The 21917-nt window shown below is 63.0% G+C and carries 17 protein-coding genes; 11 read left to right on the top strand and 6 right to left on the bottom strand.

Annotated features, from left to right (window positions below):
- Nucleotides 1–66 precede the first annotated feature (66 nt).
- The 3 genes from zipA to OCX61_RS07750 form a co-directional block, all read right to left on the bottom strand.
- The gene (gene zipA, locus OCX61_RS07760) at nucleotides 67–957 is read right to left on the bottom strand and encodes a cell division protein ZipA (protein WP_261943280.1); all 891 of its coding nucleotides are present in this window, start codon (nucleotides 955–957) and stop codon (nucleotides 67–69) included.
- A 204-nt stretch (nucleotides 958–1161) separates the two neighbouring features.
- Nucleotides 1162–4650: a chromosome segregation protein SMC gene (smc, locus tag OCX61_RS07755; RefSeq protein ID WP_261943279.1), complete on the bottom strand. Its 3489-nt coding sequence runs from the start codon at nucleotides 4648–4650 to the stop codon at nucleotides 1162–1164.
- Nucleotides 4651–4653: 3 nt separating this feature from the next.
- Nucleotides 4654–5313, bottom strand: a complete 660-nt coding sequence (locus OCX61_RS07750; protein WP_261943278.1) for a GntR family transcriptional regulator — start codon at nucleotides 5311–5313, stop codon at nucleotides 4654–4656.
- Nucleotides 5314–5580: 267 nt separating this feature from the next.
- Between OCX61_RS07750 and xdhA the strand changes: the two genes are divergently transcribed.
- From xdhA to guaD, 4 genes are all read left to right on the top strand, one after another.
- Complete coding sequence (xdhA, locus tag OCX61_RS07745; RefSeq protein ID WP_261943277.1) at nucleotides 5581–7035, top strand: xanthine dehydrogenase small subunit; 1455 nt, start codon at nucleotides 5581–5583, stop codon at nucleotides 7033–7035.
- Entirely contained in the window at nucleotides 7028–9427 is a 2400-nt protein-coding gene (gene xdhB / locus OCX61_RS07740; RefSeq protein ID WP_261943276.1) for a xanthine dehydrogenase molybdopterin binding subunit, read from the top strand. The genes xdhA and xdhB overlap by 8 nt, the downstream gene beginning before the upstream one ends.
- A gap of 130 nt (nucleotides 9428–9557) precedes the next feature.
- Nucleotides 9558–10403 carry a xanthine dehydrogenase accessory protein XdhC gene (xdhC, locus tag OCX61_RS07735; RefSeq protein ID WP_261943275.1) on the top strand — a complete coding sequence of 282 codons (846 nt, stop codon included), beginning with the start codon at nucleotides 9558–9560 and terminating at the stop codon, nucleotides 10401–10403.
- Nucleotides 10404–10413: 10 nt separating this feature from the next.
- The gene (gene guaD, locus OCX61_RS07730; protein WP_261943274.1) at nucleotides 10414–11718 is read left to right on the top strand and encodes a guanine deaminase; all 1305 of its coding nucleotides are present in this window, start codon (nucleotides 10414–10416) and stop codon (nucleotides 11716–11718) included.
- Here the strand turns inward: guaD and aqpZ are convergent.
- Nucleotides 11715–12413, bottom strand: coding sequence for an aquaporin Z (gene aqpZ, locus OCX61_RS07725; RefSeq protein WP_261943273.1), 699 nt, complete (start codon nucleotides 12411–12413; stop codon nucleotides 11715–11717). The genes guaD and aqpZ overlap by 4 nt on opposite strands.
- Nucleotides 12414–12566: 153 nt before the next feature.
- Nucleotides 12567–13322 (bottom strand): GntR family transcriptional regulator, encoded by a 756-nt coding sequence (locus OCX61_RS07720; protein ID WP_261943272.1) that lies wholly within the window; start codon nucleotides 13320–13322, stop codon nucleotides 12567–12569.
- Nucleotides 13323–13607: 285 nt separating this feature from the next.
- Here OCX61_RS07720 and OCX61_RS07715 point away from each other — a divergent pair, with 285 nt between their 5' ends.
- Nucleotides 13608–14957: an NCS2 family permease gene (locus OCX61_RS07715; protein ID WP_400810113.1), complete on the top strand. Its 1350-nt coding sequence runs from the start codon at nucleotides 13608–13610 to the stop codon at nucleotides 14955–14957.
- Nucleotides 14958–15201: 244 nt separating this feature from the next.
- On the opposite strand, the gene uraH is transcribed toward OCX61_RS07715, so the two are convergent.
- Nucleotides 15202–15555 carry a hydroxyisourate hydrolase gene (gene uraH, locus OCX61_RS07710; protein WP_261943271.1) on the bottom strand — a complete coding sequence of 118 codons (354 nt, stop codon included), beginning with the start codon at nucleotides 15553–15555 and terminating at the stop codon, nucleotides 15202–15204.
- A 376-nt stretch (nucleotides 15556–15931) separates the two neighbouring features.
- Here uraH and puuE point away from each other — a divergent pair, with 376 nt between their 5' ends.
- From puuE to OCX61_RS07680, 6 genes are all read left to right on the top strand, one after another.
- The gene (puuE, locus tag OCX61_RS07705; protein ID WP_085677852.1) at nucleotides 15932–16858 is read left to right on the top strand and encodes an allantoinase PuuE; all 927 of its coding nucleotides are present in this window, start codon (nucleotides 15932–15934) and stop codon (nucleotides 16856–16858) included.
- A complete protein-coding gene (uraD, locus tag OCX61_RS07700; protein ID WP_133974293.1) occupies nucleotides 16858–17373 on the top strand; it encodes a 2-oxo-4-hydroxy-4-carboxy-5-ureidoimidazoline decarboxylase in 516 nt (171 codons plus the stop codon). Before puuE ends, uraD begins: the two co-directional genes overlap by 1 nt.
- A gap of 49 nt (nucleotides 17374–17422) precedes the next feature.
- Nucleotides 17423–17926 carry an ureidoglycolate lyase gene (locus OCX61_RS07695; RefSeq protein WP_003254333.1) on the top strand — a complete coding sequence of 168 codons (504 nt, stop codon included), beginning with the start codon at nucleotides 17423–17425 and terminating at the stop codon, nucleotides 17924–17926.
- Nucleotides 17927–17971: 45 nt separating this feature from the next.
- Entirely contained in the window at nucleotides 17972–19300 is a 1329-nt protein-coding gene (locus tag OCX61_RS07690) for a urate hydroxylase PuuD (RefSeq protein WP_261943270.1), read from the top strand.
- Between the two features lie 214 nt (nucleotides 19301–19514).
- On the top strand, nucleotides 19515–20870 hold the full coding sequence (locus tag OCX61_RS07685) for a nucleobase:cation symporter-2 family protein (RefSeq protein ID WP_261943269.1): 1356 nt from the start codon (nucleotides 19515–19517) through the stop codon (nucleotides 20868–20870).
- Between the two features lie 144 nt (nucleotides 20871–21014).
- A complete protein-coding gene (locus OCX61_RS07680; RefSeq protein ID WP_261943268.1) occupies nucleotides 21015–21800 on the top strand; it encodes an outer membrane protein OmpK in 786 nt (261 codons plus the stop codon).
- Nucleotides 21801–21917 lie beyond the last annotated feature (117 nt).

Raw genomic sequence — 21917 nt, 5'->3', positions numbered from 1 at the left:
GGCACAGGCAAGGCAAGTCCTGAACCAACCAGCAACCCCCACAGGCTGCTCTTTCGTCTGGATCTATCAGCGTTTCTGGGTCAGCGCACGGCGCTCGAACTCGACGATACGCTGGCGGTAGTGCTCGATGGTCTGGGCAGTCAGCACGCTGCGCTGATCGTCCTTCAGTTCGCCATTGAGTTCGTGGGCCAGCTTGCGCGCTGCCGCCACCATCACGTCGAAGGCCTGCTTCGGATGACGCGGGCCAGGCAGGCCGAGGAAGAAGCTCACGGCACGGGTGCTGAAGTGGTCGATGTCATCCAGGTCGAAGATACCCGGCTTGACCGCGTTGGCCATGGAGAACAGCACCTCACCGTGACCGGCCATGCTTTCGTGGCGGTGGAAGATATCCATCTCGCCGAAACGCAGGCCGCTTTCGAGGATGTTCTGCAGCAGCGCTGGCCCCTTGAAACCGCCTTCGTCGCGGGAAATCACGCTGATCACCAGCACTTCCTCGACCGGTGGCAGCTCCTTGGCGGCGTTACCGGTGGCAGCAAAGCCGTTGCTGCGGGTGTTGTCGGCTGCAAAATCTTCGTCGGCATCGGCAAACAGGTCAGGCTCGCGCGGTTCGGCGGCCAGGTTCAGGTCGCCCTGCTGCTGCGCTTCGGCCGCACGCTTGCCACGCTTGCTGGCCTTGGCCGGCTTTGCTTCACGCTCACGTTCGCGCTCACGCGCCGGCGCACTGACCGAAGGCAGGTCGGTTTCGTCCAGCTCAGGCTCCTTCTGGGTTTCCAGCACCCGCGACGGGCCGAGCACTTCAGCGCTGCCCTCCTCGTCCGGCAGGTTGGAATAACTGCGATCCAGACGGAATTTCAGCTTGCCTTTTCCGCCGCGCATGCGGCGCCAGCCGTCGAAAAGAATACCGGCGATGACTATGACGCCGATGACGATCAGCCACTCGCGCAGACCGATTTCCATGTAATCCCGTGCCTCTATAAAAATATGCTTGAAAACAAAGGGTTCAAAGCCCTTTAACACGTGGCGCCAACTCTATGTTCTGACAGGCGTTTTACCCACGCAAAAAACGAGTGACATTAAGCTAGCACGACCAAAGACAACTTTACACCGTCTGTCGCACATGACAGGGGCATTTGCCTACGGTTTTCGCCCTATCTTCGCTCATCAGGCGTCTACCATGGCCAGGGCCTCCTCCACATCAACTGCAACAAGACGTGAACAACCGGGCTCGTGCATGGTCACCCCCATCAATTGGTCCGCCATCTCCATGGCAATCTTGTTATGGGTGATGTAGATGAACTGCACGCTTTCACTCATTTCCTTGACCAAACGGGCGTACCGCCCGACGTTGGCATCGTCCAGCGGCGCATCGACCTCGTCGAGCATGCAGAACGGTGCGGGGTTCAACTTGAAGATGGCAAACACCAGCGCCAATGCGGTCAGTGCTTTCTCGCCACCGGACAGCAGATGGATGGTGCTGTTCTTCTTGCCCGGCGGACGCGCCATGATCGTCACCCCTGTATCGAGTAGATCTTCGCCCGTCAGTTCCAGATAAGCGCTGCCACCACCGAAAACTTTTGGGAAAAGTGCCTGTAATCCGGCATTTATCTGATCAAAGGTATCCTTGAAGCGGTTGCGGGTTTCCTTGTCGATCTTGCGGATGACGTTTTCCAGGGTGTCCAGGGCCTCGACCAGGTCAGCGTCCTGGGCGTCCAGGTAACGCTTGCGCTCGGACTGCTGCTCGTACTCCTCGATGGCCGCCAGGTTGATCGCCCCCAGGCGCTGGATGCGGCCTTCGACCTGTTCCAGCTCCTGCTCGGTGCCCTGCTCGCTGGCGTCGGCCTCGACGGTGGCGAGCACGCCCTGCAAATCGTAGCCGTCGGCCAGCAATTGTTCCTGCAAGGTCTTGCGGCGGATGTCCAGCCCCTGGTTTTCCAGGCGCATCTGCTCCAGCTGGCCGCGCAGCAACTGGGCTTGCTGTTCGGCCTGGGTACGGCGCTTTTCGGCATCGCGCAGCGCGCGGTCAGCTTCGTCCATGTGCAGCCGCGCCAGGCGCATTTCCTCGTCGACGCTCATGCGCCGTTCCAGCAGTTCTTCGAGCTTCAGGCGCAGTTCTTCGAGCGGCGCCTCCCCCTCTTCCAGGTTCAGGCTCAACTGCTCCTGGCGTTCGCTCAGGCGTGCGGCCTGCTGCTCCAGACGCTCCAGGGCCTGGCGGGTGGAGTCGTGCTGAGCGCGCAGCGAACCCAGGCGCACCGCCAACTGGTGGGCGTGATCCTTGTGCTGGCGGGCTTCCTGGCGGATGCGATCAAGGCCTTCGCGCAAGGTGTCGCGGCGCGCCATCAATTGCTCGCGCTGCTCGGTGTCCTGAGCCATCAGGTCCAGCGCCTCCTGCAGCACCAGGCGCGCCTCGCCCAATTGCTCCTGCTCCAGGGCTCGCTGCTCCACGAGCTCGGCCAGCTCTTCCTGCAAGCGGCGGCGACGCAGTTCTACCTGCTCGGCGCGGGCACGCCCGGCCGACAGGCTGGCCTTGAGCTCACCGTGCTGGCGGCTTTCTTCCTGGGTGCGGCGGCGCAGTTGCTCTCGCTGCTCCTCCAGCTCCAGCTGCTGCTCGCGGGTTACCTGAAGCTTCTGCTCCAGTTGCTCCAACGCGGCCTCAAGTTCCAGCTGCTGCTGCCCCAGGCGGTCGATTTCCTGGCCACGGGCCAGCACGCCACCCTGGGCCTCGCCACCCCGGCTGACGCGCAGGAAATGGCGGCCAACCCAGTATCCATCACGGCTTACCAGGCTCTGCCCTTCGCCCAGCCTTGCGCGCCGTGCCAGGGCCTCGGCGAGGTCATCGACCGGCTGCACCTGGGCCAGCCACGGGGCCAGGTCGATACGCCCTTCGACCTTGTCGAGCAGGCTGCCGGGCTGGCGCTCGCCGCCCGCCGCCGACAGCAACAGGCGCAGTTCGCCCTGCTCCAGGCCGTTGAAATCCAGCCCGGCAAAATCGTCCAGCAACACGGCCTGCAAGTCGGCACCCAGCACGGTTTCCACCGCCAGCTCCCAACCCGGCTCTACGCGCAGGCCTTCGGCCAGCCGCGGACGCTGCTCCAGGCCTTGTTCGCGCAGCCAGTCGGCGGCGCCTGCGCCCGGCTCCAGCGCAGCCTGCTGCAACGCCTCCAGCGAGGCCAGGCGGCCGCCGAGGCGCTGCAGGTCGCCCTGCTGCTGTTGCTGGGCCTGGGTTGCTTGCTGCAGTTGCTCGCGCACGCTCTCCAGGCGCTCGACCACCTGCTCTTCCGACAACTGCAATTCTTCGAGCAGCATCTCGCTGCCGGCCAGTTGCTCGGAGAGCTCGAGCAGGGAAGCGTCCTGTGGATCCACACCCAACTGCTCACCTTCCTCGACCAGCTTGCGTTGGCGCTCGGCCAGGCGCTCCAGACTGGCTTCCAGCTGCTGCAGACGCGCTTGCTGCACTTCGGCCTGGCGCCGCGGCTCGGCGGAGCGGGTATTGAAACTGTCCCATTGCTCCTGCCAGCCGTGCATGCCCATTTCGGCCTCTTCGAGGGTGGCCGCAGACTCCTCGGCTGCGGCCAGGGTCAACTCCTGCTCAGGCTCGAGCATGGCCAACTCTTCGCCAAGGGTGGCCAGCAGGGTGCGGTCATGGCCCAGGTGCGATTCGGTTTCCTGGCGCGTGCGTTCGGCCTCCTTGAGGTCGTCCTGCAACTGGCGCAGGCGCTGCTGGCCGTGCTGGATGCTCTGCTCCACCCGGGCGATATCACCGGCCACCGAATAGAAGCGCCCCTGGACCTGGTTGAAACGCTCGGACAACTCATGGTGCCCGTCACGCAGGCGTTCGATGCTGGCATCGGCATTGCGCTGCTCGGCGACCAGCGCCTCGTGGGCGACATCCTGATCGCCAATCACTGCCTCGCGCTGGCGCACGCGCTCGTCCAGGTCGCGCCAGCGCAGGGCCGACAGGCGCGCCTTGAGCTGGCGCTCCTGGGCCTTGTACTCGCGGTACTTCTCGGCAGCCTGGGCCTGGCGGTGCAGGCGCTCGAGCTGCCGCTCCAGCTCTTCACGCAGGTCGGTCAGCCGCGCCAGGTTCTCCTGGGTGCGGCGGATGCGGCTTTCGGTTTCACGGCGGCGCTCCTTGTACTTGGAGATGCCGGCCGCCTCTTCGATGAAGTTGCGCAGCTCTTCGGGCTTGGCCTCGATCAGCTTGGAGATCATGCCCTGCTCGATGATCGAGTAGCTGCGCGGCCCCAGGCCGGTGCCGAGGAAAATGTCGGTGATGTCTCGGCGGCGGCACTTGGTGCCGTTCAGGTAATAGCTGTTCTGCCCGTCGCGGGTGACCTTGCGGCGGATGGAAATCTCGGCGTAGGCGGCGTACTCGCCGAGCAAGGTGGTTTCGCTGTTGTCGAACACCAGCTCGATGCTGGCCTGGCTCACCGGCTTGCGGCTGGTGGAGCCGTTGAAGATGACATCGGTCATCGACTCGCCGCGGAGGTTCTTCGCCGAACTCTCGCCCATCACCCAGCGTACCGCATCGATGATGTTGGACTTGCCGCAGCCGTTGGGGCCGACCACGGCCGCCATGTTGCTGGGGAAGTTGACCGTGGTCGGGTCGACGAACGACTTGAACCCGGCCAGGCGAATGCACTTCAGGCGCATCAGTCAGCCCCGGGCCAGCGCCGCCAGCACCAGTTCGCAGCTGCGCTGGCCATAGGCGGTGAGCACCTCGCGAATGCGCGGCAGGTCACGGGCAACCACAGCTTCGAGCAGGCGGGCGAACAGGTCGAGGTAGTCGTCCATGTTGGCCTGGCGCTGGTCCAGGGCCAGGTAGTAGGCGCGGCTCATGGCCGGCTGCAGGTTTTCCACGGTTTCCTGCAGGTAGGGGTTGTCGGCGAAGCGGTAGGCGGCGCGCATCACTGCGAAACTTTCGGCGACGAACACCTTGATGTCCTGCTGCTCACGGGCCTGGCGCAGACGCTGCTGAATGTCCAGAAACGTGCTCAGGTCGCCTTCGGTGCGCCATTTCTGTGCCACGGCATTGCCCAACAGGATGTAGAACTCGCCCATCAGGGTGCACAGGCTGCGCACGCTGCGCTCGTCCAGCTCGGTGACATGGGCGCCACGTCGCGGCAGGATCGCTACCAGATGGCGACGTTCGAGGATCAACAACGCTTCGCGCACCGAGCCGCGGCTGACACTGAGGGCCTGGGTGACCTTCTGCTCCTGGATCCGCTCACCGGGCGCAAGCTCGCCGCGGATGATACGTTCGGCCAGGTAGTCGGCAATCTGCTCGGAGAGGCTGTCCGGCGCCTTGAACGTCATGGTTTTCCTTCAAAATCATTGAACTGGGCACAAGGGAGCGATTGTAGCGCACTTGCCAGGCGCTCGCGCAGAGGGGCGCAGCGCTTTATTTGGCCTGCCAGGCAGCCAGCCAGGCGGCGCGATCTATGCTTGTAATATGAGCACTGCGTTCGGCTGGGCGTCGATATGCGCAATTTCCTGACCTTTTAGTCAGAAAATTATTGACCGCTGCGACAGGTCTGCTTATTGTCCGCCCAACAACAATAAAACCATTGCGAGGCCATCCCCGTGATCCAGTTTCTCGTCAACCAGGAGCTGCGTAGTGAGCATGCCCTGGACCCGAACATGACGGTGCTGCAGTACCTGCGCGAGCACCTGGGCAAACCCGGCACCAAGGAAGGTTGCGCCAGTGGCGACTGCGGTGCCTGCACCGTGGTCGTCGGCGAGCTTGTCCAGAACGAACAAGGCGAGGACAGCCTGCGCTACCGCAGCCTGAACTCGTGCCTCACCTTCGTTTCCTCTTTGCACGGCAAGCAACTGATCAGCGTCGAAGGCCTCAAGCACAACGGGCAGCTGCACAGCGTGCAACAGGCCATGGCCGATTGCCACGGTTCGCAATGCGGCTTCTGCACCCCCGGTTTCGTCATGTCGTTGTTCGCCTTGCAGAAGAACAGCCAGGGTGCCGACCTGCATCAGGCTCAGGAAGCCCTGGCCGGCAACCTGTGCCGCTGCACCGGTTACCGGCCGATCCTCGACGCCGCCGAGCAGAGCTGCCGCCAGCCTTGCCGCGACCAGTTCGACGCCCAGCAGGCGCAGACCATCGCCCGCCTCAAGGCCATCGCCCCCACCCAGACTGGCGAACTCAACAGCGGCGACAAGCGCTGCCTGGTGCCACTGACCGTGGCCGACCTGGCCGACCTGTACAGCTCGCACCCCGAAGCCCGCCTGCTGGCCGGTGGTACCGACCTGGCCCTGGAAGTCACCCAGTTCCACAAGACCCTGCCGGTGATGATCTACGTCGGCCACGTTGCCGAACTCAAGCGCATCGACAAGACCGCCAGCCACCTGGAAATCGGCGCTGCCACCCCGCTTACCGACTGCTACGGCGCGCTCAACGAGGAGTACCCGGACTTCGGCGACCTGCTGCACCGCTTCGCCTCGCTGCAGATTCGCAACCAGGGCACCCTGGGCGGCAACATCGGCAATGCCTCGCCGATCGGTGACTCGCCACCCCTGCTGATTGCCCTGGATGCGCAGGTGGTGCTGCGCCAGGGTGAGCGCCAGCGGGTGATGCCGCTGGAAGACTACTTCATCGACTACCGCATCACCGCCCGCCAGGACAGCGAGTTCATCGAGAAGATCATCGTGCCACGCGCCAGCAACGACTGGGCCTTCCGTGCCTACAAAGTGTCCAAGCGCCTGGACGACGACATCTCCGCCGTGTGCGCAGCCTTCAACCTGAGCATCGAAGACGGTGTGGTCAGCGGCGTGCGGATCGCCTTCGGCGGCATGGCAGCCACCCCCAAACGCGCCCGCGCCTGCGAAGCAGCCCTGCGCGGCAAGCCGTGGAACCAGGCCAGCATCGAGCGCGCCTGCCAGGCCCTGGCCGAAGACTTCACCCCGCTCAGCGACTTCCGCGCCAGCAAGGAGTACCGCCTGCTGACCGCGCAGAACCTGCTGCGCAAGTACTTCATCGAACAGCAAACGCCCTACATCGAGACCCGGGTGACCGACTATGTCTAACCATCACGTAGCCAAGAGCCAGGCCGAGATGGCCGAACTGTTCAGCCAGGACCTGACCACCGGTGTCGGCCGCAGCGTCAAGCACGACAGCGCCGACAAGCATGTATCAGGCGAAGCGCTGTACATCGACGATCGCCTGGAATTCCCCAACCAGCTGCACGTCTATGCGCGTACCGCAGACCGCGCCCATGCGCGCATCCTGCGCATCGACACCACGCCGTGCTATGCCTTCGAGGGCGTGCGCATCGCCATCACCCACGAAGACATCCCAGGACTGAAGGACATCGGCCCGGTGGTCGCCGGCGACCCGCTGCTGGCCATCGACAAGGTCGAGTTCTTCGGCCAGCCGGTGCTCGCCGTGGCGGCCCGCGACCTGGATACCGCACGCCGTGCAGCGATGGCCGCCATTGTCGAATACGAAGACCTGGAGCCGGTGCTGGACGTGGTCGATGCGCTGCGCAAGAAGCACTTCGTGCTCGACAGCCACACCCACCAGCGCGGCGATTCGGCCGCCGCCCTGGCCAGCGCCCCGCACCGCCTGCAAGGCACCCTGCACATCGGCGGCCAGGAGCACTTCTACCTGGAAACCCAGATCTCCTCGGTAATGCCCACCGAGGACGGCGGCATGATCGTCTACTGCTCCACGCAGAACCCCACCGAAGTGCAGAAGCTGGTCGCCGAAGTGCTCGACGTGCCAATGAACAAGGTGGTACTGGACATGCGCCGCATGGGCGGCGGCTTCGGCGGCAAGGAAACCCAGGCGGCAAGCCCGGCCTGCCTGTGCGCGGTGATCGCGCGCCTGACCGGCCAGCCGACCAAGATGCGCCTGCCTCGGGTCGAAGACATGACCATGACCGGCAAGCGCCACCCGTTCTACGTGGAGTACGACGTCGGTTTCGATGACGACGGCCGCCTGCACGGCATCAACCTCGACCTGGCCGGCAACTGCGGCTACTCGCCCGACCTGTCCGGTTCGATCGTCGACCGCGCCATGTTCCACTCCGACAACGCCTATTACCTGGGCGATGCCACCGTGCACGGGCACCGCTGCAAGACCAACACCGCCTCCAACACCGCCTACCGCGGCTTCGGCGGCCCGCAGGGCATGGTCGCCATCGAACAGGTGATGGACCACATCGCCCGCCACCTGGGCCGCGACCCACTGGCCGTGCGCAAGGCCAACTACTACGGCAAGACCGAGCGCAACGTCACCCACTACTACCAGACCGTCGAGCACAACATGCTCGAGGAAATGACCGCCGAGCTCGAAGCCAGCAGCGACTACGCCGAACGCCGCGAGTCGATCCGCCGCTTCAACGCCAACAGCCCGGTGCTGAAGAAGGGCCTGGCACTGACGCCAGTCAAGTTCGGTATCTCGTTCACCGCCACCTTCCTCAACCAGGCCGGGGCGCTGATCCACATCTACACCGACGGCAGCATTCACCTGAACCACGGCGGCACCGAGATGGGCCAGGGCCTGAACACCAAGGTGGCACAGGTGGTGGCGCAGGTGTTCCAGGTCGATTTCAGCCGCATCCAGATCACCGCCACCAACACCGACAAGGTGCCCAACACCTCGCCGACTGCAGCTTCCAGCGGTGCCGACCTGAACGGCAAGGCTGCCCAGAACGCCGCCGAGATCCTCAAGAAGCGCCTCACCGAGTTTGCCGCTCGGCACTATCAGGTGACCGAGGAAGACGTTGAGTTCCGCAATGGCCATGTGCGCGTACGCGACCAGATCGTCAGCTTCGAGCACCTGGTGCAGCAGGCCTACTTCGCCCAGGTATCGCTGTCGAGCACTGGCTTCTACCGCACGCCGAAGATCTACTACGACCGCAACCAGGCGCGCGGCCGGCCGTTCTACTACTTCGCCTTCGGCGCTGCCTGCGTGGAAGTGATCGTCGACACCCTGACCGGCGAGTACAAGATGTTGCGCGCCGACATTCTGCATGACGTGGGCGACTCGCTGAACCCGGCCATCGACATTGGCCAGGTCGAAGGCGGTTTCATCCAGGGCATGGGCTGGCTGACCACCGAAGAGCTGGTGTGGAACGCCAAGGGCAAGCTGATGACCAACGGCCCGGCCAGCTACAAGATCCCGGCGGTGGCCGACATGCCGCTGGACATGCGGGTGAAGCTGGTGGAGAACCGCAAGAACCCGGAAGACACCGTGTTCCATTCCAAGGCCGTGGGCGAGCCGCCGTTCATGCTCGGCATCGCCGCCTGGTGCGCAATCAAGGACGCCGTGGCCAGCATCGCCGACTATCGCGTGCAACCGAACATAGACGCGCCGGCGACACCGGAGCGGGTGTTGTGGGGTTGCGAGCAGATGCGCAAGGCGGTGGCAGCAGCGCAACCTGCTGAACCGGAACTGGAAACCGTCAGCCACTGACAGCGAGGAACCCTGTGGGAGCGGGCTTGCCCGCGAAGAAGGCAACACCGTTAATGGCACCGGCTCTGCCGGTGTTCGCGGGCAAGCCCGCTCCCACAGAGTCTGCGGCGCAACATAGAGAGGTTGCATCATGCACCAATGGATCAACGCCCTCGCCGACCACCAGTCCCGTGGCGAAGCCTGCGTGCTGGTGACCATCATCGAGGAGCGCGGTTCGACCCCGCGCAACGCTGGCTCGAAGATGGTCGTCAGCGCCAGCGGCCTGTTCGACACCATCGGCGGCGGCCACCTGGAATACAAGGCCCTGCACATCGCCCGGCAGATGCTCGAAGAACACCGCAGCACCCCGCACCTGGAGCGCTTCAGCCTCGGTGCCAGCCTCGGCCAGTGCTGCGGCGGTGCCACCGTGCTGCTGTTCGAGCCAATGGCTGCGGTGCAGGCGCAGATCGCCGTGTTCGGCGCGGGCCATGTCGGCCGTGCTCTGGTACCCTTGCTCGCCGCCCTGCCCTGCCGGGTGCGCTGGATCGACTCGCGTGAACAGGAATTCCCCGAATTCATCCCCAACGGGGTGAGCAAGATCGTCAGTGAGGAACCGGTCGACGAAGTCGCAGACCTGCCGCCAGGCAGCTACTGCATCGTCATGACCCACAACCACCAGCTCGACCTGGAACTGACCGCCGCCATTCTCAAGCGCAACGATTTCACCTGGTTCGGCCTGATTGGCTCGAAGACCAAACGGGTCAAGTTCGAGCACCGCCTGCGCGAGCGCGGCTACGACGATGCCGTGCTGGCGCGCATGCGTTGCCCGATGGGCCTGCCCGAGGTCAAGGGCAAGCTGCCGATCGAGATTGCCGTGTCCATCGCCGGCGAAATCATTGCCACCTACAACGCCTGCTTCGGCCAGCACGACGCTGCCGCCAACGCCGGCCCCATTGCCCAGTTGCTGCCGCCTTCCCGGCGCAGCCAAGCCATTTGACGAGTGTGTTATGACCGTTACCCGCAAAGCCTACCGTGCCGCCATCTTGCACAGCATCGCCGACCCGGCCGAGGTAGGCCTGGACGCTTCCCATGAGTACTTCGAAGACGGCCTGCTGGTGATCGACGATGGCCGCATCAGTGCCGTCGGCCCTGCCAGCGAGCTGCTGCCGAGCCTGGCCGCCGACATCGACGTAGTGCATTACCAGGACGCGCTGATCACCCCGGGCTTCATCGATACTCACATCCACTTCCCGCAGACCGGCATGATCGGCTCCTACGGCGAACAACTGCTGGACTGGCTGAACACCTACACCTTCCCTTGCGAGAAGCAATTTGCCGACAAGGATCATGCCGACAAGGTGGCGAAGATCTTCCTCAAGGAACTGCTGCGCAACGGCACCACCACTGCCCTGGTGTTCGGCAGCGTGCACCCGCAGTCGGTCAATGCCCTGTTCGAAGAGGCCGAGCGCCTGGACCTGCGGATGATTGCCGGCAAGGTGATGATGGACCGCAACGCCCCGGAGTACCTGACCGACACCGCCGAGTCCGGTTACACCGAGAGCAAGCAACTGATCGAGCGCTGGCACGGCAAGGGCCGCCTGCACTACGCGGTGACCCCGCGCTTCGCCCCGACCAGTACGCCGGAACAGCTGGCCCTGGCCGGCCAGTTGCTCAAGGAGCACCCCGGGGTGTACATGCACACGCACCTGTCGGAAAACCTCAAGGAAATCGACTGGGTCAAGTCGCTGTTCCCCGAGCAGAAGGGTTATCTGGACGTCTACGACCACTTCGAGCTGCTGGGCGAGCGCTCGGTATTCGCCCACGGCGTGCACCTGTGCGACGACGAATGCCAGCGCCTGGCCGAAACCGGCTCGGCCGTGGCGTTCTGCCCCACGTCCAACCTGTTCCTTGGCAGCGGCCTGTTCAACCTGCCGCAGGCCGAGCGTTTCAAGGTCAATGTGGGGCTGGGTACCGATGTGGGCGCCGGCACCAGTTTCTCGCTGCTCAATACCCTGAACGAGGCGTACAAGGTGATGCAGCTGCAAGGCGCGCGCCTGCACCCGTACAAGTCACTGTACCTGGCCACCCTCGGTGGCGCTCGCGCATTGCGCCTGGACGACCGCATCGGCAGCCTGCGCCCAGGCAACGATGCCGACTTCGTGGTGCTGGACTACAAAGCCACGCCGCTGCTGGACTACCGCATTCAACAGTCCAACAGCATCGAAGAAACCCTGTTCGTGCTCACCACCCTGGGTGACGACCGCACCGTGCGTGAAACCTACGCCGCCGGGCGTTGCGTGCACCAGCGCTAAGGTTCTTTCGCCAACCCCCGGTACAGCGCGCCGCCGATCGCAGCCCCGATCAGCGGCGCCACCCAGAACAGCCATAGCTGCTGCAGGGCCCAGCCACCGACGAGCAATGCCGGCCCCGTGCTGCGCGCGGGGTTGACCGAGGTATTGGTTACCGGGATCGAGATCAGGTGGATCAGGGTCAGGGCCAGGCCAATGGCAATCGGCGCAAAGCCTGCCGGAGCACGGGCATCGGTGGCGCCCATGATCACCACCAGGAACATCGCCGTCATCACCACTTCACTGACAAAGCCCGCCCCCAGCGAATAGCCGCCGGGCGAATGATCGGCGTAGCCGTTCGAAGCCAGGCCAGATGACAGCTCGAAGCCAGCCTTGCCGCTGGCGATAAAGTAGATCACCGCAGCCGCCAGGATCGCGCCGATGACTTGGGCAATAACGTAGGGCAGCAGCTCCTTGGCCGGGAAGCGCCCACCTACCACCAACCCGAACGATACCGCAGGGTTGAGATGACAGCCGGAGATATGGCCAATGGCGAATGCCATGGTCAGGACCGTGAGCCCGAACGCGAAAGCGACACCGAGAACACCGATGCCGATTGGCGAGCTGGCGGCCAGCACCGCACTGCCGCAGCCACCCAGCACCAACCAGAAAGTGCCCACCAGCTCGGCACCCATGCGCACACCCAGAGACGTAGCCATGAACCTCTCCTCAAGTAGTTGAACGCAAAAATGCGCAAGCCCAACCACATTGAAAAGGGGTTTGCAACTAGTAAATTTATCAGGTAAACGGCCAAAGGCCAGCAAACAAAAGGGCCGCATGCGGCCCTTTTTAAAATTCATCCTGGCAAACGATCAACCCTTGGCTGAGACCTTGGGCTTCTTCAGCAAGTGTGAGAACACGGCGTGCAGGTCGTCCGAGGCGCTCTCGTCGTCCAGGTTCAGCTTGCTGTCGATATGGTCCATGTGATGCATCATCAGGCTCACGGCCTGCTCGGCATCACGCGCCTCGATGGCATCGATCAGCTGCATGTGCTCGTCATAGGAGCAATGGGAACGGGTGCCGCTCTCGTACTGGGCAATGATCAGCGACGTCTGCGACACCAGGCTGCGCTGGAAGCTGACCAGCGGTGCATTGCCTGCGGCTTCGGCCAACTTGAGGTGGAACTCGCCAGAAAGGCGGATACCGGCGCCGCGGTCGCCACGGGAGAAGCTGTCGCGTTCCTCGCGCACCATCTGGCGCAGTTCGTTGAGCTGCTCCAGGGTGGCATGCTGCACGGCCAGCTCGGTGATGGCACGTTCGACCATGCGCCGCGAGAAGAACACCTGGCGCGCTTCTTCCACCGTCGGGCTGGCCACCACCGCACCACGATTGGGCCGCAGCAGCACCACGCTTTCATGGGCCAGGCGCGACAGTGCGCGGCGGATGATGGTGCGGCTGACGCCAAAGATCTCGCCCAGCGCTTCCTCGCTCAACTTGGTGCCCGGCGCCAATCGCTGCTCGAGGATGGCCTCGAAAATATGCGCGTAGACGATGTCGTCCTGGGTACCACTGCGGCCGGCCTTGCCAGTGCGCGCAGGTTTTTTCAGAGGTTGCAGCTGTTCGTTCATGGGCTCTCGAGGCACGAAGAGAAAGTATGGCGCCATTGTACACAGGCTGAGGCGATTCCGCAGGAGGCGTTTTACCTATATAGCCGTTATACGACGCATTGCGCACACAAAACATAAAACATTATTTGCATTCTTTGTACACAAAAGCATAATCCACCGAGCAACTTCTTGACCCGTAAGTCAATAAAACGCGTCAGACGTCTGCCTTCCCTCGTGGGGCCACCAAGTGCATTGCTCAGGATCCTGGCTCCAACAACAACAAGAAAGACTTGAGGAGTACTCGCTGTGGAAAGCCGCAAATCCGAAGCCCCTACGCTGGATCTCGCGCCACCGCTCGAAACGAGTTGGCTGGAGCGGATTTTCAAACTCAAGCAACACGGCAGCACGGTCAAAACTGAAATGATCGCCGGGGTGACCACCTTCATCACCATGGCCTACATCATCTTCGTCAACCCCAACATCATGGCCGACGCCGGCATCGACCATGGTGCCGCCTTCGTCGCCACCTGCATCGCCGCCGCGCTGGGCTGCCTGTTGATGGGCCTGTACGCCAACTGGCCGGTGGGCCTGGCGCCAGGCATGGGGCTGAATGCCTTCTTCACCTACACCGTGGTCGGCACCATGGGCTACAACTGGGAAACCGCGCTGGGGGCAGTGTTCGTCTCCGGCGTGCTGTTCATGTTCCTGACCTTGTCACGCGTGCGCGAATGGTTGCTCAACAGCATTCCGGTGAGCCTGCGCCATGCCATGGGGGCCGGCGTCGGATTGTTTCTCGGGCTGATCGGCCTGAAGACCGCCGGCATCATCGTCGACAGCCCGGCTACCCTGATCAAGCTGGGCTCGCTGCATGAACCAGGGCCGCTGCTGGCGGCGCTGTGCTTCCTGCTGATCGCCATCCTCAGCTACAAACGCGTGTTCGGCGCGATCCTGATCAGCATCATCGGCGTTACCCTGGCCGGCTGGGGCCTGGGCCTGGTCAAGTTCAGCGGAGTGATGTCGATGCCGCCGAGCCTGGCACCCACCTGGATGGCCATGGATGTGGCGGGCGTGTTCAACGTCAGCATGATCAGCGTGGTGCTGGCGTTCCTGTTCGTGCACATGTTCGACACCGCCGGCACACTGATGGGCGTGGCGCAGCGGGCCAACCTGGTGGCGCCGGACGGGCGCATCGAAAACCTGTCGCGGGCATTGAAGGCCGACAGCGCTTCGAGCGTGTTCGGCGCCGTGGTCGGCGTGCCACCGGTGACCAGCTATGTGGAAAGTGCCGCCGGTGTCGCCGCAGGTGGCCGGACCGGCCTGACGGCCGTGGTGGTGGGTATTCTGTTCGTCGCCGCGATGTTCTTCGCGCCGCTGGCCGGGATGATTCCGGCCTACGCGACCGCGGGCGCGCTGATCTACGTGGCGATGCTGATGATGGGCAGCATGGCGCATATTCATTGGGACGAAGCCACCGACAGCATCCCGGCGATCGTCACGGTGATCATGATGCCGCTGACCTTCTCGGTAGCAGACGGCATTGCCCTGGGCTTCATCAGTTATGTGGCGTTGAAGGCGGGTACTGGCAAGTACAAGGAAATCTCGGCCAGCCTTTGGGTACTGTGCGCGATCTTCATTGCCAAGTTCGTGTTCCTCTGACCGTCATTGCACCAACCAAGGGCGCCTCGGCGCCCTTTCTTTATTTCCAGAGCCTGTGCTGGCCTCTTCGCGGGTAAACCCGCTCCCACAGGACTGCCTTAGCCTTCAAGGTAGGCGCGGTATCTGTGGGAGCGGGTTTACCCGCGAAAAGGCCGGCACCGACAACACAAAAACAGCAGACGAAAAAAAGCCCGCCAGTGTGAGAGCGGGCCAAAGGACCTACGAAGATTCTTCTAGCGACCAACTAGCTTCCGCGGTAGGTCGAATAGCTGTACGGCGAGATCAGCAGCGGCACGTGGTAGTGCTCCTGCTTTTCATCGATGCCGAAACGCAACACGACAACATCAAGAAATGCCGGCTCCGGCAGCTGTACGCCGCGGGCACGGTAATAGGCGCCAGCGCTGAACTGCAGCTGGTAGACACCGGTACGGTAGTCGTCACCCTGCAGCAGCGGCGCGTCGACGCGGCCATCGCTGTTGGTCAGGGTAGTGTTCACCAGCTCCAGCTGCTGGCCTTCGACGCGGTACAGCTCGACTTTGATCGAGCTGCCTGGGCAGCCGTGCGCGGCATCCAGTACGTGTGTGGTCAAACGTCCCATCTGCTTGTCGCCTCTTGTTCAATCTATGGGCAAAAAATACACAGCCAACGCCCCAGTATAGGGCCTGCGATGTGCGGGAATGACGCCATTAAGACATTTCAACGTCAGATTGTACACAATTTTTTGATCCCTTCCGTCGCGACCTCATCAAACCGGCCACCAGTCGCAAATACAGGCACTGTGCAGAGCCCATCGTCATTAACTGACCAAACAGGCAGGTTTCTTGCAATGCATTCTCAAGCGACAAAAGGGAAGAAATGCGGAAAAACAGGCTTACAAAAGATTTCAGAAGTTGTATACAATCAGCCCATCCGGTGGTGCGACATCCCGACGCGGCCCGCCCACCCCGCACTAACACACAAGAAGGAAGACTGCAGTGAGCGCTGACTACCCTCGCGACCTGATCGGTTACGGCAACAACCCTCCTCACCCGCAATGGCCGGGCAACGCTCGCATCGCGCTGTCTTTCGTCCTCAACTACGAGGAAGGCGGCGAACGCAACATCCTGCACGGTGACAAAGAGTCCGAAGCCTTCCTTTCCGAAATGGTCGCTGCCCAGCCGCTGCAGGGTCAGCGCAACATGAGCATGGAATCGCTGTACGAGTACGGCAGCCGCGCCGGCGTCTGGCGCCTGCTCAAGCTGTTCAAGGACAGCGGCATCCCCCTGACCATCTTCGCCGTGGCCATGGCCGCCCAGCGCCACCCCGACGTGATCCGCGCCATGGCCGAAGCCGGCCACGAGATCTGCAGCCACGGCTACCGCTGGATCGACTACCAGAACATGGACGAGGCCCAGGAACGCGAGCACATGCTCGAAGCCATCCGCATCCTCACCGAACTCACCGGCGAACGCCCGCTGGGCTGGTACACCGGCCGCACCGGCCCGAACACCCGCCGCCTGGTGATGGAGGAAGGTGGCTTCCTCTATGACAGCGACACCTACGACGATGACCTGCCCTACTGGGAACCGAACAACCCTACCGGCAAGCCGCACCTGGTGATCCCGTACACCCTGGACACCAACGACATGCGCTTCACCCAGGTGCAGGGCTTCAACTGCGGCGAGCAGTTCTTCCAGTACCTGAAAGACGCCTTCGACGTGCTGTACGCCGAAGGCGCCGAAGCACCGAAGATGCTTTCCATCGGCCTGCATTGCCGCCTGGTAGGCCGCCCGGCGCGCCTGGCCGCGCTCAAGCGTTTCGTCGATTACGCCAAGAGCCACGAGCAGGTCTGGTTCGCCCGTCGCGTGGACATCGCCCGCCACTGGCACGCCACCCACCCGTACAAGAAAGAGAACGCCTGATGACCGCCTTCAACACCCTCAAGCCCTCCGCCCTGGACCGCGACGCCTTCGTCAAGGCTTTCGCCGACATCTACGAGCACTCGCCGTGGGTCGCCGAAAAAGCCTACGACCTTGGCCAGCTGGGTGAACTGGACGAGATCGAGGCGCTGCACCAGCGCATGAGCGACATCCTGCTGAGCGCCAACCACGCTGACCAGTTGGCGCTGATCAACGCTCACCCGGACCTCGCCGGCAAGGCCGCCATCCAGGGCGAGCTGACCGAATCGAGCACCAACGAGCAGGCCGGCGCCGGTATCCACCAGTGCACCGCCGAAGAATTCGCCCGTTTCACCGAACTGAACGACGCCTACAAGGCCAAGTTCCAGTTCCCGTTCATCATGGCGGTAAAAGGTAGCAACCGGCACCAGATCCTCGCCTCCTTCGAAAAACGCATCCACAACGATGCCGATGCCGAATTCAAGGAAGCCCTGGCGCAGATCAACCTGATCGCCCTGTTCCGCCTGCTGCAGCTGTAAGCAACAGCGAACCGTATTCAGAAAAACGAACAATAGAAGAGATAACCCCATGCGCACCCTGATGATCGAGCCCCTGACCAAAGAAGCCTTCGCCCAATTCGGAGACGTGATCGAAACCGATGGCAGCGACCACTTCATGATCAACAACGGCTCGACCATGCGTTTTCACAAGCTCGCCACGGTCGAGACCGCCGAGCCTGAAGACAAGGCGATCATCAGCATCTTCCGCGCCGACGCGCAGGACATGCCGCTGACCGTGCGCATGCTGGAGCGCCATCCGCTGGGCAGCCAGGCTTTCATCCCGCTGCTCGGCAACCCCTTTCTGATCGTGGTCGCGCCCGTTGGCGATGCACCTGTATCAGGCTTGGTCCGTGCCTTCCGCAGTAATGGCAGGCAGGGCGTTAATTACCATCGCGGCGTCTGGCACCACCCGGTGCTGACGATCGAAAAGCGGGATGACTTCCTGGTGGTTGATCGCAGTGGTTCTGGCAACAACTGCGATGAGCATTACTTCACCGAGGAACAGATGCTGATCCTCAATCCCCACCAATAAGAAAAGGTCGGTCATCGTTCACGGTGATCGGCAGAGGTACATACTGTGGAAGCACACCTTCACGAATGGCTGAACCTGAGCATTCGCTGGGTTCATATGATCACCGGTGTCGCCTGGATCGGTGCATCGTTCTACTTCGTCTGGCTGGAGAACCACCTGAACCGAAGCAACCCGCGCGATGGGTTGTCGGGTGATCTCTGGGCGATTCACGGCGGTGGTATCTACCACCTGGAGAAATACAAGCTCGCACCCCCGAAAATGCCCGAGAACCTGCACTGGTTCAAATGGGAAGCCTACTTCACCTGGATGTCCGGTATCGCCCTGCTGTGCGTGGTGTTCTACTGGAACCCGAGCCTGTACCTGCTGGCACCCGGCAGCACCCTGAGCGGTGCCGAAGGCGTGGCCATCGGTATCGGTTCGCTGATCGCCGGCTGGTTCATCTACGACTTCCTGTGCGACTCGCCGCTGGGCAAGCACCCTGCCCTGCTCGGTGCCGTACTGTTCGTCCTGATCATCGCTGCCTGCTTCGGCTTCAGCCTGGTGTTCAGCGGCCGTGGTGCATACCTGCACACCGGCGCGATCATCGGCACCATCATGGTCGGCAACGTGTTCCGCATCATCATGCCGGCCCAGCGCCAGCTGGTGGCCGCGATCGAGAACAACCAGACGCCGGATCCGGTACTGCCGGCAAAGGGCCTGCTGCGCTCGCGTCACAACAACTACTTCACCCTGCCGGTGCTGTTCATCATGATCAGCAACCACTTCCCGAGCACCTACGGTAGCCAGTACAACTGGCTGATCCTGGCCGGTATCGCAGTAGCCGCGGTTCTGATCCGCCACTACTTCAACACCCGCCACGACAGCAACAAGTACGCCTGGACCCTGCCAGTCGGCGCCCTGGCGATGATCTGCCTGGCCTATGTCACCGGTCCCAAGCCGATGGCAGTAAGCCCTGAGCAGGCGGCAGCGAAGATCGAGTACCAGCCACTGCCCGCCACCGCCGTAGGCGGCAAGACCGCCGCCGAGCTGCGCGCCGAGGAAGCCGCCAAGGCCGCCGAAACCCCAGCCGCGCCAGCCGAGGCCCCGGCCCAGGCGACCGCACAGGCTGCAGGTGGCGAATTCGACAAGATCCACAAAGTCATCCAGGAACGCTGCAGCGTGTGCCACTCGTCGAAACCGACCAGCCCGCTGTTCAGCGCAGCACCTGCCGGCGTGATGTTCGACACCCCGCAGCAGATCCAGGCCCAGGCCGCGCGCATTCAGGCGCAAGCGGTCGCCAGCCAGATCATGCCGCTGGGCAACATCACCCAGATGACCGCCGAAGAGCGCAAGCTCGTCGGTGACTGGATCGCCAAAGGCGCTCAAGTCAACTGATCCACCCTCTCCTGCCAGGGCGTCCGCGCGCCCTGGCGGGGGCGGCCTTGCGCCGCGAAGAGGCCGGTATCCCCGGCCTCGCCCTTACAGATTCACGCAACAAGCAAGCATCGAGCGTTCGACTGCGTGCGGGAACCTCAGGCTGCCTCCAACGGGCCTGCCGTATGCGACTGGCGCTTGGATCCGAGAATAAAAACAAAACTCGAGGTGCTGCATGTCCGAGTCACGCAAGGCGTACATCCCAGTTGCGCCGCCGCGACAGCCTCTGCCCCTGTTCCAACTGATCCTGGTTGGCCTGCAACATGTACTGCTGATGTACGGGGGTGCGATCGCCGTCCCTCTGATCATCGGCCAGGCCGCTGGTCTGTCCCGTGAAGAAGTCGCTTTCCTGATCAACGCCGACCTGCTGGTCGCCGGTGTCGCCACCATCATCCAGTCGTTCGGTATCGGCCCGGTGGGGATCCGCATGCCGGTGATGATGGGTGCCAGCTTCGCTGCCGTCGGCAGCATGGTGGCCATGGCCGGCATGCCGGGCGTAGGCCTGCAGGGGATCTTCGGCGCGACCATCGCTGCCGGGTTCTTCGGCATGCTGATCGCGCCGTTCATGTCCAAGGTCGTACGGTTCTTCCCGCCGCTGGTCACCGGTACGGTGATCACCTCGATTGGCCTGTCGCTGTTCCCGGTGGCAGTCAACTGGGCCGGTGGCGGCCAGAACGCAGAAACCTTCGGTTCGCCGATCTACCTGCTGGTGGCCGGCCTGGTGCTGGCGGTCATCCTGCTGATCAACCGCTTCATGCGCGGCTTCTGGGTCAACGTTTCGGTCCTGGTGGGCATGGGCCTGGGCTACATCCTGGCCGGTTCCATCGGCATGGTCGACCTATCCGGCCTGGGCGACACGCCGTGGCTGCAAGTGGTCACCCCACTGCACTTCGGCATGCCGACCTTCAGCCTGGCACCGATCCTGTCAATGTGCCTGGTGGTGGTGATCATCTTCGTCGAGTCCACGGGCATGTTCCTCGCCCTGGGCAAGGTGACTGATCGCGAGGTAACCCCCGGGATGCTGCGTCGCGGCCTGTTGTGCGATGCCGGTGCGTCGTTCATCGCCGGTTTCTTCAACACCTTCACCCACTCCTCGTTCGCCCAGAACATCGGCCTGGTGCAGATGACTGGCGTGCGTTGCCGTTACGTCACGGTAACGGCGGGTGCACTGCTGATCGTACTCAGCCTGCTGCCCAAGGCGGCCTTCCTGATCGCCTCGATCCCGCCCGCAGTACTGGGCGGCGCGTCCATCGCCATGTTCGGCATGGTCACCGCCACCGGGATCAAGATCCTCCAGGAAGCCGACATCGGCGACCGCCGCAACCAGCTGCTGGTGGCGGTGAGCGTCGGCTTTGGCCTGATCCCTGTGGTCAAGCCGGAGTTCTTCGCGCAGATGCCGCAGTGGATGGAGCCCATCACCCACAGCGGGATCGCCATGGCCACGGTCAGTGCCCTGGTGCTCAACGTGCTGTTCAACATCCTCGGTGGTGCCGAGCGCGCCGTGCACAACGACGCCTGCCACCAGCATTGAGCCCTGGGCGGGGCGGCGCAGTTGGCCGCCCCTGCTCATTCTCCGCAGTAACCGCTTCACCGTCGGCCCGCCGGAATGGGCCGCTCGGGGCGCCTGCGCGCCGAAAAAACCGCCAACAAAAACAATAAGTCCGGGAATCACAACATGAAGCGCATCACCTCGTCCCTGCTGCTGGGCAGCAGCCTGCTGGCCACCCTCCCCGCCCATGCAGGCGATTGGCTGCTGTGGCACGGCGAAAGCCTGACGTACCTGTACGGCAAGGACTTCAAGATCAACCCTGATATCCAGCAGACCATCACCTTCGAGCACGCCAACAAATGGAAGTACGGCGACACGTTCTTCTTCGTCGACAAGATCTTCTACAACGGCAAGGCTGACCGCAGCAAAGGCGAAGACACCTACTACGGTGAGTTCAGCCCACGCCTGTCGTTCGGCAAGATCCTCGACCGCAAGCTGGCCGTCGGCCCGATCAAGGACGTGCTGCTGGCGATGACCTACGAACGTGGCGAAGGCGACAACGAGGCCTACCTGATCGGCCCTGGCTTCGACCTGGACATTCCCGGCTTCAACTATTTCACCCTGAACTTCTACGTGCGCAACACCGAGGGTGACCGCCCCGGTGACAATGTCTGGCAGATCACCCCGGGCTGGTCCTACACCATCCCTGTGGGCAGGTCCGACATTCTGATCGACGGTTACATGGACTGGGTCCCGGACAACGACCAGAACAGCCGTGGCACCTACCACGCCAACCTGCACTTCAACCCGCAGGTCAAATACGACCTGGGCAAGGCCCTGAACCTGGGTGCCAAGCAGCTCTACGTCGGCTTCGAGTACAGCTACTGGAAAGACAAGTACGGCATCGACAGCCGCGGCAACCTGGACAGCAATCAGAGTGTCGCCAGCGCGCTGATCAAGGTACATTTCTGAAAACCTGATCAAACGCCCAGGTTTGAATCACAGTGCGCCAGGACGGAGCACTTGAGGCGCGGCGCGCAAGCCAGTAATCTGCGCGCCCCCTCGATCAAGGCAGGATGGATTCTGCCT

The organism is Pseudomonas sp. LRP2-20 (genome assembly GCF_024349685.1).
Classification (GTDB): Bacteria; Pseudomonadota; Gammaproteobacteria; order Pseudomonadales; family Pseudomonadaceae; genus Aquipseudomonas.
The sequence above is the reverse complement of the archived record's forward strand: the minus strand, read 5'-3'. Positions and strand labels throughout refer to the sequence as shown.